This window comes from Sphingomonas sp. SphC10 (genome assembly GCF_057004845.1).
In genome coordinates, this window is the sequence record NZ_CM168044.1 from 470244 (window position 1) to 483004 (window position 12761).

Sequence of the window (12761 nt, forward strand, 5' to 3'; positions counted from 1 at the left end):
GATAGACCGGCCGGGCCGGCCGGGATGATGGTTTGGAAGGGGCCTGCGGCTGTGCCGTAGAGGCGAAATGATGGTGCGGGGCCGGCGAGCAGCCCGCCGTTCCCGCGCAAAATCAAGGTCTTCCATGTACATCGTAAATCGAGAGCGCGAGCTCGCACAGGCGCGCGCCCTGTCCGGAGCGCTGGCCATCGCCGAGCGCGCCGGTTGGCGGATCGATCGGTCGGTGCCGATCATCCCGGCGCCTTTTCGCAATTACCTACACATCGCCGCCGCCGAACTGCTGCTGGTGCCGTCGATCGAGCCGTCACGCGGGGATCTCGACACCGTCGAGCGCGGCACCCGCATTGCCCGGTGCGATGCGCTGGTGGTGAAAGCGTCGAGCATCGGCAGCCGCACGCTCTATTGCGCGGTCGGAGAGTGGCAACGCCACGGCACCGTCTGGCATCACGTCCGCCGACTTTGGCTATCGCGTACCTCCGAGGCGTGGCTGGTGCCCGATCCTGCAGAACCGGACGAGAGCGACGCGATTTTCCGCCTTTCCCCTGGTCGTTTGCGCCCGATGAGGCCGGCCCGGCTGTCCGCCGCTGATGGCGGCTGCGATCTAAAACCTGGGCTGGCGCGAGCGGATGCTTTCCTTGGCGCTGTCTGGGGGGATCGCTGATGAGCAAGCCTCTGCCCTGGATCAGCCCGTCGGACGCCGACGACATGGTGTACGACGATCCACTCGGCTCGACGCCGGATTTCGGCTACGCCCTGCTGCGCAAGAGTGCGAAGGGAAAGCAGAACCGCGTTGCCGATCTGGCCCGCGCCAAGCTGCAACCTAGCAAGCCGGCTGATACGGATTGGCTGGCAGATGGCCTGTGGCCGATCACCTGCACGATGCACCGCATCGTCACCGCGCCCGGTGTCGCGGTCGAGCCTGGCGCGCTCGAAACTATCTTCCAGGGGTATGACGCCAAAACGAAAGCGCACCAAAAGCTGCTGGCTGTCGTACTCACCATGCGGTTCCCACATAGCTGGCAACCCGCCGACATCCTGTCGCTGGTCGGCAAGTACACACTGGAAAAGCTCGCGCTGCACCGCCGACTGAGCAGCATGACTGTCGTGCATATGCCAGGTGACGAACTGTCCGCTCGCCGGCCTCACGCCCATGTCGTCTGCATGGCGCGCGTCCATCGCTCTTCTGGCTGGGGCGAGGTGCACCCCGATCTTGTCGCCAAAACCGCGCAGACGCGGTTCCAGCATGAGTGGGAAGCCTTTTACGACGTCTGGGTGCCGCGCTACCGCGACGGCTGACAATGACGGGCGGGATCCGCAGCGGTCCCGCCCACCTGCCGGGGGCAAGGCACGAAGGAAGGAGGACGGTCCCCTATCCGGGGATGAAAATGGAGAAGAAGATAATGACGACAGACAAGACCGCGATCATCCGCCGCCACACTGAGGCAGTCGCCCAGATGCTGGTCGGCAGCCGCACGATGAAGCCCGGCGCGGCGATCCTCGCCGGCGAAATGGGCGGAGCCGAGGGGCGACTGCGTATCGGTGCCATCGCGCACAGCAGCGGCAACGATGTGGTATATCTGGATTTTGCCGATGGCGAAGACGGCTACCAGTTGACCGGCATCACGCTGTGCGCGGTACGTGACAGCATCTGCCACCTGCAGACCGACTGCCGCCTGTATCTGAGCCGCAATGGATCGCGGGCGATCATCCTGCCGCAGTCCGGCATCCGTAAGGCGTACCGGCTCGCACCTGGCGAACTGATCCAACTGGCCAACCAGCCGGCTGACCGTGACGAGGGCATTGCCCGCGCCGAGGCGCGGCTCGCCAAGCTGGTCGCTCGCCGCGCAGCTTTCGCCGATCGTGCTGCCGTCCGGACCCGGCCGCTGGCAGCCTGATCCAAACCGGCTGACACTGTCGGTCGATCATCGCGTCGACCGATCGTGACGGCTCAGCATCCCGGTGACAAAACCTCTCTACCTATAAAGCGGACGACCTCACAAATTCGGACAGCGGCCAATAAATATTTCATGCTTCTGTCCGAGAATGCCGAGCCGTCCGCTTTATAGAGTAAGGGAGGCCGTCATCTCAGCCGTCACGCCGACAGCAACACCGGTTCAGCCGCCCGCCGATGTCTATTCGACTGCCGAGGTCAATGCGATGCTGGAGGCAATGACGACAACCGACCACAGCTACCTGCGGCGGCGGTCTCTCTATCTGGCGCAGGGGCATTACATGCTTGCCAGTGACCTTCGGCAGGAGGCGTTCGTCCGGGCGCTCGATGGTCGTCGCCAATGTCGGCGCGGCTACGACATCGTGAACTTCCTGATCGGGATCATGCGCAGCCTGACCTCTCAGGAACGGGAAGCCGAACGCGACGGCCTGCACCCGGTCCCGCTCGACCTCGACGACGATACGCTGGCGATGGCGTCGTTGGCGCCCAGCCCGGAGCAGGTCGGGCATGATGCGCTGCATTACCGGCGGACCCTCGCCGCGATCCAGCAGTCGATCGGGGACGACCCGCAGTTGGTCACCTTGCTGGATGCGGTGCTCGACGGCGAGAAGGGCATCGCCTTGCAGAACCGGCTGGGGCTCGATGCCAAAGGCCTCGCATCGGTGCGCAAGCAATTGCAGCGCAAGCTGGCGGCCGCCGCCAAGGACAGGAGCATACCATGACCACCGACGCGGACGAATTGATGCAGCTGCGACTGCTGGACGACTTCCTCGACGGTGAGGACGTTGAGCCTGATCTGGCCGACCTGCAGGCGGAGATCGCTCAGGCGCAGCTGGCAGTGAAGAAGGCGAACCTGCGCGCGATTCGGGCCAAACTCGATGCCGGTGCCGACGCTCGGGTCGTACCGATCGATCGGGCGCGTCTGCGAGCACAATTGCGGCAAGCCATGTCGGGCGATGCCGACCTCCGCCTGACCCTCGCTGCCCGTGGCAACGACGACCACGACATCGACGACCTGATCGACGACCTGGCCGAACTCGACAACGAAACAGGCGACCGCCCTGCGTGACGGCAAAAGTCGTACCGCCTGCCGAGCGTCTGCTGCATGACCTCGGCATCACCAAACCGGGCGAGATCGATGTCGAGGTCATCGCCCATGCCGTGGGCGCGGTGGTACGCTATCGTCGGCTTGCCGTTGGCGATGCGCGGATCGTCGGCCTGGGCGACCGAGCCATCATCACGGTCGACGACCGGGCCAGCCGCGTCCGGCAGCGTTTCTCCGTCGCACATGAACTCGGTCATTGGCACCACCATCGCGGCCAACAGCTGATCTGCCATGGCGCCGCCGACCAACAAGTCGGTGCGGCGGGCTGCGAACGCGAGGCGGACGGGTATGCTGCCGGTCTGCTCATGCCCCGCTTTATGCTGGAACCATTGGTCGCTGGCGTCCCGATGTCATTCGGTCTCGTCTATCAAGTTGCCGCCACTTTCAGCGTCAGCGCGATGGCTGCCGCCTTGCGGCTTGCTGAAATTCATCCTGCGGCATTCGCCCTTGTCGTCGAAGAAGCGGACGGGCGCCGATGGTTCAGACGGTCAGCCGCCCTGAACCCTCTTTGGTTTGTCCGGTCTGCGGCATCAGGCCTTAGCGCGACCGCTGATCGCTATGGATGGTCTCGCGCGAATGTCGCGTTCGCTGCACCAGCGCAGCAATGGTTCTTGGGCCAAGGCGCGAAAGACACACAGGCGCTCTACGCCATCGACCGGATGGCATGCGGTCGGGCCATACATCTTATCGTGGTGGCATAGTCTCAGGGTAAGCTACAGGACATACCGATAGGAAGTCGACCGGCATTCATCTGGTGGGAAGCGGACTGGCCGCTTTTGAGCGACCATCGGTGTAGCCGGCCTTTCGTTCATCCATTGGAGCAAGGATCTGAAGGTCGATCACTGGAGGAAACCGGCAGGGCCGCTTTCGCGCCGCGCTACAGGCCGCGATCGCCAAAGCATGAGCGCGCTACCGCACGGCCGTCCCCGCCAAATAGCTTTGCGCGGCGTGCCAGACGGCGCCGCACTGCCGGCCCCACCAATCAGGGTCGAGCGCCCAGCGATGGCGCGTGTTGAGGCGGCTGCCGGTGTAATCGGGTCCCGGCGTGCGGGTCACGATGACCGGCGCCCAGCCGAACTGGTCGCCCGAGATATCGATCAGCAGGCCGTTCCATTCGAGCCACGCGTGGCCGCACTCGAACCGGCCGTCCTCGCCCTCAAGATTACCGCTGACATAGTCCGGCGTGATGCCGAAGCGCTTGTGCAAATGGCGCGCGAGCAGCTCGGCGCAATGGCCGCACGCGCCGCGCGGGAAGTTGCCGACATGGATATGCTGCCAATGCGTCCGGTCGATAGCGTCCAACGCTGCGCGAAATTCCCTGGCTGCAGCGCGGATCGCCATGTCGTCCGGCCGCGGGTCTTGGCTCATGCCTGCGCGGCCCGGTCGGTGCCGATCACCAAGTCGCCCAGCACCGCGATCGCTTCGGCGGGCGTCGCGACGACGGTGCAATCGTACAGCCGGTCGAGTTTCATATGGCCGCTGGTGATCAGCTTCGCGAGCGGCCCGTCGGTGAAGAAGGCGCAGCAATGCGGGAGCGCCGCGGCCGCGTGCCGGAAATCGTAAACGTCGTTCGGCTTGATCTTGCGCTTGGTCTCCGAACGGATCGCGGCGTGGAGCATGGCGCCGATATAGAGACTGCCGAACGCGCGCTGGTTGACCTCCTGTTCGAGCGCAATCGCCACCATGCTCGCGATGCGCTTGCCTACCGCCCGGCTCTTCGGGATATCCCGGGCTTCGGCCAGGTGGCCCGCGGCCTCGGCCATGCGCCGAAATTCGCGCGCTGCGATGCCTTCGATCATGCTCGCCGCGCCGGCCACCTCGTGGCGCACCGCGCTCGCCCGCCCGTCGAGCTCATAGGCATGAAGCGCCGCCTGTTCGTTCAGAAGATCGGCGAGGCGCTGGCTTCGCGCACGCGCGTCGAACATCGCCGCGTCGAGATTGCGCGCCAGCCGCGAGGGCGGCGCCATCCATGCCGTCTCGGCCATCAGCACCAACAACGCATCATCGACCGCGATGCCGGGCGGCCGCAGATCTTCATATCCCAGCGCGAAGGCGTAGCTCGTCCATAGCGTCCGGGGCTTCGGCGGATGCTCGGGATGAGCGCGCGCGGTGAACCGTTCGATTTCGATCGCCACGCGCTCGTGATGCGGCACCATCGCAACGCCGAGGCTGAGCAGATCGACAAGGATCATCGTGCGTTCGAGACGCTCAGGTGGCTGCTTGCTGAATTCCTCGATCAAATCGTGGGTAATCGGGAAGAACACCTTGCCCGACTGCACCGCCATCCTGAGCGCGCCAAGCAGCGAAATTAGTTCCGCTTCGTCGGTCTCGCCGAACGCGGCCTGTCGCGCCCAGACCCAGAAATTGGTATCCATGAACACCGGCACGCGCGTTGCGAGCAGACCGGCAAGCTCGAATTGCTTGGCGAAGACATGCTCGGCGCCGGGCCCTTCGGGCCAAGGCCATTCGAAGATCTCGTGGTCGGGATCGGCGATCATGATGTTGCCCCTTCGCCGCCAACGAACCCGCGCGTCGCGCTGCACTGGATCACAGCCGTCGCCGCTCTTTCCATTTCCACAGCGGCGTCGAGACGACAAGGCCCTCGGGACGGGCAGCGCGGCGGACCGCCTCCTCACGATGCACTGCCAGGGACAGATAGATAAGCGCGGCCCGCGCGAGCTTGAGGATGTGGAGCGTCTTGGCTTCGAGCAAATCGCGTCCAATACGAAAGCCAAGGTCGTTGCCGTTGGGCGGAGCAAACCGGCTATAACCAAGGCCGAGGTCCTCATGAACCTGGCAATATTTGTGTTCGAGAGAATTCCTGAGGTCGGCCAGTCCTTCGGCATCGGGCTCGGAAACCTGCTGAAAGGCCGGCTCATAGATGTCCTTGGACAGCCAGTAGAGGCCGCGCAGCGGCCAGTTCTCGCGATCCTTGAAGACGGTGCTGAGCGGCTTGGGGTCGCCCTTCCGCTCGTACCAAATGCCACGAAAGCTGACCGCGCGCTCGGGCAAGCCGACCCGGAAATAGTCGTTGATGAAAAAGGCGATCTTGTCGAACAGCGAATATCCCAGCCGGAACGCGATCTTGGTCTTCTCCACCGCGAGCGAATAGGCGGGAATACTGAGCGTGTCGAAAAGATGGGTCTCGCGGTCGCTGAAGTGCGCCCGATGCTCGCTCAGACCCTCGTAACAGAGCCAGCGTGCCGAGACATATTCCTGCTTGAGCTGGTTGTAGAAACCGAACGCGACCGGCGGACCCGGCCCGGCGTCGACGAGCCCGAGCGTCATCGACGGCAGATGCAGGACATCGTGCGCGGCGATGCTGTACGGCCCAAGATCGTTGAGCGGACTCAGGAAAAGGCGGTTGTCTAGCGCCCAACGGCGATAGCTTCGCTCGGCGCGCGAGCGGCCGAGACTATATTCGCGGTTCAGATCCTGCGCGATGGCGTCGAGCGGCAGCGTGCTGGCGAGCTGCGCGGCCATCGCTTCGAACCGTTTGGCCAGCGCCAGGCTCTCGTGTGAATCGAAGATCGCATCGGCGTCGCTCGCGGCGGTCAGCGCCGCATATGCGCTGCCCATAAGCACTCCGGCATGGCCGCGATCGTAGAGCGAGCGGGCATAGGCGATCAGGCCATGGCCGCGATTGCCGAGCGCCATCGCGAAACGGGCGTTGAGCGCGATCGCCCGGTCCCACTGCGTGAGCGCTTCGCAAGGCCGGCCGATCGCACTTAGCTTGTTACCGAGGTTGGTCAGGATCTGGCACTGGCGGAACTGGTCGAGGTCCGCAAAGCCCTCTTCGCGCACCGCACTGCGCAATTCGAGCAGCACTTGGTCGTAATGCGCCAGCTCCCAGGACCAGCTCTGCGCGTCGCCTGCATGATGCATTTCGTTGTCGAAGGCGTTAGCGCGAAAATAGTGGAGCAGGATGCGGGCTTCGGCGGTCAATCCCGGCCGCGACGCGAGGCGTTCACTCAGCGCCAAGGCACGCGCTGTCAGGCCGGCATCATTGCGGTCGCCGGCGAGGTCGACCATCGCGCCGACCCTGTCGAGCGCCTCGGCCGCGGCCAGTCCGTCAAATCCATCGTCGGCGATCATCGGGTTATGATAAGGCCTTTTGCCCGCGATAGAAACGCGTCGCTTCCAGCGGTTGCGGCTGGCGACGCCCAATTCCAGCCGCTCGCGGTGAAGGTCGTCGCGAGGGCCGCTAATGGGCCGGTTGCGGACTGACGGCTTCGCAGGCTTGAAGTAGGGAAAGTTGACATCGAATTGCGATGTCCAGAACTGCGATCTCAGCATGTTTCAAATAGAAGCGCAGAAGGCTAGCTGCTAGATGCGAGGTAGCCGACACCACGGAGGCCCACTTGTTCGCCTATGTAGACGAGACCGGAAACACCGGTGCGCGCCTCCTCGACGCCGACCAGCCGCTCTTCATTACCGCAGCTCTGATGACGCGTAGCGACTTCGACACTCGGTTTGGCGCGCAGGTGCGCGAGCTCGCCCGGCGTTTCGACGACGACGAGTTGCACGCAAGCAAGCTGGGCGTCTGCAGGCTGGAGGAGATTGCGCCGGACCTGCTTTCGATCTTGCGACGCGCCGGGCCGTCCTTCTTCGCCAGCGTCGTGGAGAAACGCTACGTGCTCGGCACAAAGGCTTTCCACACCCTTCTCGATCCAGCGGAGAACCGGGCCATCCCGACCCAGGTCTTCCTCATGCGGCCCGTGCGTATGACGATGGCCTTCAAGTTCGCCTGGCTCCTCGACGAGGAGATAGCACAGTTGTTCTGGGACGCCCTCATGGAGGTGAACGCTAGCCGGGCACGCGAGAAACTCATCCAGTTCTGCGGCCGCGTCCTCGAGCGCGTCGAACGACTGCCCGATGCGAGATCGAGGGAGGTCATCGGCGAGGGTCTAGCCTGGGCGATGGCGAACCCGGAGGCGATAGACATATTCTCGGAGGACAAGGTCGCCCGTCAGGGCCACCTCCCCAACACTGTTGGCTTTGGCAACCTCCTTGCCGGGGTGGAGACGCAGTCCAACGAGTGGGGCCGACCGGTCGAGGTTATCCGTCACGATCGTCAATCGGAGTTCGCCGCCTCGCTCGCGTTCTGGCACGACTTCTACGCGAACGCCGGCGCGGCTTTCATCGACATGCCGCTCGGCGAGAGGGCGATGCTCCGCCGCGTGTTCGGCAGTCGTCTCGAAATCACGAGCGCCCGCGACAGCGCCGGCATCCAAGTCACCGACGTGATTCTATGGCTGCTCTCCCGCAGTCTGCGAGGGCAAGACCTGCCTGCCGGCTGCCAGTCGATCCTGGACTATGCGCGCCGTCGAGGCAGGCAGAACGTCTTCACGGCCGAAGCAATCCACGCCGACGTGGTTGCCGAGGTTGGGCGAATGGAGGCGGACGAGCCGGATTCGGAGACGATGGCCCGCGCCTCGCAGCTGTATCAGATCGGGGAGGATAATCGGAGGAAGGCGGTCGCGGACTATGCGGCGGCAAAGGGGTCCAGCGCCTAGTCGCAGACAAGTCCAACAAGCGCCGACGGCTCGGCGGCCTCGCAGTACCGAGCAGAGCAAATAGAGCCAGCCTAAGGAGTTGGGCTCGGAGGGCACTGCGGCAACGGGAAGGTAGCGGCAAGACGCAAGTCTGGGGCGCACCGGCTCAGTGGCTATTTGCCCCGATAGTATCGGATCAGCGGCTGATGCTCGCTGCTGTCGGGCTGCATGTGTCGACTCGCCGCGCTCACGGAAAGGCCGGGCGGGGGAGCGAAAAACTCCTTGTCGATCAGCATGATCTGCGTCGACGAAAGCTCGCTTGCCTTGAGCTCGTAGACCATTTTGTAAAAGCCTTCGAATTGATCGCGGTTCTCCCGCTCGCTGATATTCTTCATCGGAGAGTCGATGATCAGCAGCTCGGGAAGCGGGGCATCCAGCTCGGTGGCGATACGGTGAATCGCAATCGCGAAGCAGCACTTGAACAGTGTCTTCTTGCCGCCACTGCTGAGCGACGTGAACGTGGAAGCAGTGGGGTCGGCCGGGTCGGCCCCATAAATTTCCGGATAGAAAGACGGCGGCTCCAGCTCCAGTCGGTCGTCGCATGTGATGCCCGGAACACCGGCACGAACGAGACAGTCGAGGAAATAGCTGGCTAAGCGGTTGAGGCTAGTCCGGTCTGCCTCGGCCTTCGCGCGAACCTCCTTCAACGCCTGGCGCGTCGCTTCTTCGCGCGCGACGATTTCCGCCAATGCCTCGCGCTGATGCTGCAGCAGCTGCGGCAGCCGGAGCAGCCATTTGATACTGTGCAGTTCGGCCTCGAGCGACGCGCGTTCGCGCTCCTTGAGCAGCGCCATGGACAGGTACGCCGAGTCCTGTTCGGCGAGAGCTCGGTTGAGCTCGGCTTCCATCCGGTCCTTGCTCTGAATGATGCGGCCCTTCTCGGCGCTCATGCGCGCGAGGTTGGCGTCGATGGCTGCCATCGCACCGTCGAGCTCGGCGCGCCGGCTGGCAATATCGACCTCGAGCGCCGCGACTTCGGCCGGGTCCGCGAGATCCATGAGATCTTCCTGACCGCAGACTTCGCAACAGCTCGGCGCGTGAGGTGGCAATTGCTGCGCACATCGTGGGCAGTCGACAAATTTCAGATCACCGAGGATCTCGCGAGCTTCTGCCGATCGCCGGAACTTGAGGCCGAGCATCTCGATCTCGTTCCGATGGCGCAGATGGCGCTCGCGCGTGGTTCGCAATTCGTCGGCATCGGCGTCGATCTTCGCAACCGCATTGCCAAGATCTCGGGACTGCGCTTTCAACCGATCGATCGCGTGGAGCGTTTCCGCATCGCGAGGCGCGTTACGATAGGCGCGTATATTCTGGTCGGCAGTGGCGATCGCGGCCGTCAATGCCGCCTCTCGTTGCCCGATCCCCTCCTCGGATCCGATGCCGACTTCCACGAGCGCCTTGGTGAGGCTGTCGATCGAGGAGACGCGCGCCGTGCGGTTGGCCCGTAATTGATCGAGTTCTGCTTCCAGATCGGCGACGCGCTCGACATGATAGCCGATGACGTAGCGGATCACGTCACGGCTCTTGAGGCGCAGGTAGAATTCGGCGCTTTGCTCAAGATGAAAGAACGAGCTGTCGATGTGATCCTGGTCGAGATAGCAGAACCACAGCAGGTCGCGGACGGTCAGGCGCACCGCCTTGCTGTCTTCCTTGATCTTGCTCTTGCGCACGCGCGGCGGATTGACGCCCGACAGAAAGAAAATCAGATCGGAGAGCGTTTCGATCCCGGTCTCTGGCACGACTTCGCCGGAGGCAACGCGTGCCGGCAGCACGACCGAATAGGGTCCGTCATTGCGTGTCCACGACGCGAGCACATTTCGCGAATCGCGCTGCCGCTCGATTGTCAGGACCGATTGCTGAAGTTCAAGGGTGAGTGTTGCGGACAGGAACTCCGCCTGCAGCGCGGGCGACAGCTGAAAATCGCCCCCAAGGCAATAATCGACCAGCCGCGCGATGCTCGATTTGCCCGCACCCATCTGGCCCCAGAAATAACTGATTCCTGAAAACGCAATCGCCTCCTCGGCCTTCCGCAGGGATAGCACCAGCGACACCATCGTGAATTTCATGATCCGTCGCCCCCAACATCCAGAGCGAGGCCGCTGCGCGCGAGCGGCCCGATCTCCTCACCCCATTTCATGCCGGTGATCTCGGGCACGATCTCGTACACGAAATCCTTGAGCTTGGTCGCCGGCATCGATCCGACCGCCTTGATAACCACGGCGCCGCGTTCGGCGAGATCGCGGAATGTCGGCCGGGCACCAAGACCGTCCGCCACTGAGCGTCCGGTGTCGGTAAGGCCTATCTCGATCTTGCGGCCGGTCATCGACAGCGTGATCAATCCGCGCGCCGACAAAAGGCTTAGCCAGCGGCGGTAACGGCCATCCCACGGACCATATCGGAACCGGATCATCTTCGTCTCGACGGTTGTGCGCTCGCGCGGCGTCACCGCCGCGGCATCGGGCGACTTTCCGAGATGGATGAGCGCGCGTTCGAGATAGATCGGATAGCGCAACAGGAAATCCAGCTTCGCGAGCTTCGTAATGCCTTCCACCGGTTTCGGCCTGGTCTTGTTCGCCTTGTCGGCGCTACGTAGCAGCACAAGGAGCCGTGCCAGATGCAATCCATCGGCGTTTTCGGCGTCGGCAGCGGCCTTGAGCACATTGAGGCTCATGCCTTGTCCTCGAGGCGAAACCGATCGCTCCACCAGAGGCGGCATTCGCTGGTCAGCAAGGCTGCCGTCCCCATCAGCACTTCGTAGGGACTGCCGCCGAGCAATTGCTTCCGATCGCTTTCGAGCCTGCGCAGGCGCGCGCTCACATCGGTGAACATGGTCGGGCCGAACGGCTGCTGGGCGGTCGTCTTGGCCGCCATATAGGCCTCAAGGCACTCGCCGTGCACCGCCTCCTCAACCTGGCGCAGCTGACGCCCGGCCGTGGCCGGGTTATTTGCCTGGTCTTCGAGAAATTGATATTCGGCCGCCTGCTCCCTCGACTTCATATACTCCACCATGTCCACAAGGCCGCCACGCGCCAGCTTCTGCTCAAGCACCCCCGCCGGGCGCTGGCCGCCCGGATTGATCGCCGGCTCGCCGAAATAGGCAAAGGCCCTGGATGGCGTTGCCGGCGGTGCTAAACTCACCTCGGCACAGACGATGCGCTTCGCAACGATAGTCGGATCGCTGTTCCTGCCACTCAGCCGGTCGAGCAAATGCCGATCCGGGTCGGTCACATGAAGCGAAGCCGCCCGGTGGAATTTTCCCACCAGCTCGTCACGAAGCGTGTCGAGCTCGGCGGCGGTGAGATGCGCGCATTCTCCTAATTTGCCCAGATGCTCGTGCGCGAGCGTGGCATCGAACTCCTCGCGCGACGGACCCTTCACGAAAGCGAGGCGGCCAAGCACGTCGAACAATTGTTCCGCCGTCGCTCCCAGCTCCGCGGCGAGACTATCGAACGCCTTCTTGAATGGCTCCTGGATGTCCCCGGCCGTCGAACATTGCGAAATGTGCTGCAGCATCAGGCCCGGGCATCGTCCGCGCCGGGCATCGTCCTTGCTTGCCGGCGTGACATGATCGATTGCAGAGTTGGAGACGAAGTTGAAATCGCCGACTTCGACGGGATGGGCCTGGAGCAATTCGATGAAACGACCGATCGACTTGACCAACGCTGGGCTGGTCAACTTCCAGGCACCACCCTCCGGCTTCGACGTCTTTATCTGCCAGCCATCGAAGCGCCCATCCAGCCGCTCACCTAGGAAGTCTTAGTGGTGCTCACAGTAAAGCGAGACATAAGAGAAGGTGCCGCGCCTAACTCCAACCAAGAGTGCCACACCATATTGATGCTGGTATCGATAGTTCCGCTCAGTCTCGTCTCCAGGATCTAAACTTCTCGTCCCCGACAGTCGAGCAACCGGTAGCGGCTGGCCCTCGGTGGGAGCTTGATCACGCAACGACGCTGCCCTCGATTTTCATAAGCCGTCGCCCCCCTTTTCGGGAAGCTAGTCAAATCCGCTACACCAAGCAATGCGCTTAGAATCCTCGGTGCTCGAAGCAAAGGCCAGACGCGGCAGCGGTTGGGCGCACAGCCGATACCTCCAGCGCGCGTTAGCCGGCTAAGGTCGGCATCTGGAGCGGCATCAGCGCCACCTACATCGG

The 12761-nt window shown here is 63.5% G+C and carries 13 protein-coding genes; 7 read left to right on the forward strand and 6 right to left on the reverse strand.

What is annotated here, in order from left to right:
- Positions 1 to 124 precede the first annotated feature (124 nt).
- The 6 genes from ACWKSV_RS02145 (at position 125) to ACWKSV_RS02170 (ending at position 3757) form a co-directional block, all read left to right on the forward strand.
- Positions 125 to 661 carry a hypothetical protein gene (locus tag ACWKSV_RS02145; RefSeq protein ID WP_076715676.1) on the forward strand — a complete coding sequence of 179 codons (537 nt, stop codon included), beginning with the start codon at positions 125 to 127 and terminating at the stop codon, positions 659 to 661.
- The gene (locus ACWKSV_RS02150; RefSeq protein WP_076715677.1) at positions 661 to 1296 is read left to right on the forward strand and encodes a hypothetical protein; all 636 of its coding nucleotides are present in this window, start codon (positions 661 to 663) and stop codon (positions 1294 to 1296) included. The genes ACWKSV_RS02145 and ACWKSV_RS02150 overlap by 1 nt, the downstream gene beginning before the upstream one ends.
- Before the next feature lie 104 nt (positions 1297 to 1400).
- Positions 1401 to 1895, forward strand: a complete 495-nt coding sequence (locus tag ACWKSV_RS02155) for a hypothetical protein (RefSeq protein ID WP_156884231.1) — start codon at positions 1401 to 1403, stop codon at positions 1893 to 1895.
- 148 nt (positions 1896 to 2043) lie between these two features.
- Positions 2044 to 2673 (forward strand): RNA polymerase sigma factor, encoded by a 630-nt coding sequence (locus ACWKSV_RS02160; protein WP_156884232.1) that lies wholly within the window; start codon positions 2044 to 2046, stop codon positions 2671 to 2673.
- Positions 2670 to 3020 (forward strand): hypothetical protein, encoded by a 351-nt coding sequence (locus ACWKSV_RS02165; RefSeq protein ID WP_076715682.1) that lies wholly within the window; start codon positions 2670 to 2672, stop codon positions 3018 to 3020. The genes ACWKSV_RS02160 and ACWKSV_RS02165 overlap by 4 nt, the downstream gene beginning before the upstream one ends.
- Complete coding sequence (locus ACWKSV_RS02170; protein WP_191864857.1) at positions 3017 to 3757, forward strand: ImmA/IrrE family metallo-endopeptidase; 741 nt, start codon at positions 3017 to 3019, stop codon at positions 3755 to 3757. Before ACWKSV_RS02165 ends, ACWKSV_RS02170 begins: the two co-directional genes overlap by 4 nt.
- A 208-nt stretch (positions 3758 to 3965) precedes the next feature.
- Here the strand turns inward: ACWKSV_RS02170 and ACWKSV_RS02175 are convergent, their stop codons facing one another.
- From ACWKSV_RS02175 to ACWKSV_RS02185, 3 genes are read right to left on the reverse strand one after another with little or no spacing between them, the layout of a single operon-like run.
- Positions 3966 to 4424 carry a hypothetical protein gene (locus ACWKSV_RS02175; protein ID WP_076715686.1) on the reverse strand — a complete coding sequence of 153 codons (459 nt, stop codon included), beginning with the start codon at positions 4422 to 4424 and terminating at the stop codon, positions 3966 to 3968.
- The gene (locus ACWKSV_RS02180; protein WP_076715687.1) at positions 4421 to 5554 is read right to left on the reverse strand and encodes a hypothetical protein; all 1134 of its coding nucleotides are present in this window, start codon (positions 5552 to 5554) and stop codon (positions 4421 to 4423) included. The genes ACWKSV_RS02175 and ACWKSV_RS02180 overlap by 4 nt, the downstream gene beginning before the upstream one ends.
- 49 nt (positions 5555 to 5603) lie before the next feature.
- Positions 5604 to 7223 (reverse strand): LA2681 family HEPN domain-containing protein, encoded by a 1620-nt coding sequence (locus ACWKSV_RS02185; protein WP_191864856.1) that lies wholly within the window; start codon positions 7221 to 7223, stop codon positions 5604 to 5606.
- A gap of 194 nt (positions 7224 to 7417) precedes the next feature.
- Here ACWKSV_RS02185 and ACWKSV_RS02190 point away from each other — a divergent pair, with 194 nt between their 5' ends.
- Positions 7418 to 8572, forward strand: a complete 1155-nt coding sequence (locus tag ACWKSV_RS02190) for a DUF3800 domain-containing protein (RefSeq protein WP_076715689.1) — start codon at positions 7418 to 7420, stop codon at positions 8570 to 8572.
- 152 nt (positions 8573 to 8724) lie between these two features.
- Here the strand turns inward: ACWKSV_RS02190 and ACWKSV_RS02195 are convergent, their stop codons facing one another.
- Genes ACWKSV_RS02195 through ACWKSV_RS02205 form a run of 3 tightly spaced genes read right to left on the reverse strand, consistent with a single transcriptional unit; the run spans position 8725 to position 12271 of the window.
- Entirely contained in the window at positions 8725 to 10677 is a 1953-nt protein-coding gene (locus ACWKSV_RS02195) for an ATP-binding protein (protein WP_076715690.1), read from the reverse strand.
- Positions 10674 to 11282 (reverse strand): cytochrome D1 domain-containing protein, encoded by a 609-nt coding sequence (locus ACWKSV_RS02200; RefSeq protein WP_076715692.1) that lies wholly within the window; start codon positions 11280 to 11282, stop codon positions 10674 to 10676. The genes ACWKSV_RS02195 and ACWKSV_RS02200 overlap by 4 nt, the downstream gene beginning before the upstream one ends.
- The gene (locus ACWKSV_RS02205; RefSeq protein WP_076715693.1) at positions 11279 to 12271 is read right to left on the reverse strand and encodes a hypothetical protein; all 993 of its coding nucleotides are present in this window, start codon (positions 12269 to 12271) and stop codon (positions 11279 to 11281) included. The genes ACWKSV_RS02200 and ACWKSV_RS02205 overlap by 4 nt, the downstream gene beginning before the upstream one ends.
- Between the last annotated feature and the right edge of the window lie 490 nt (positions 12272 to 12761).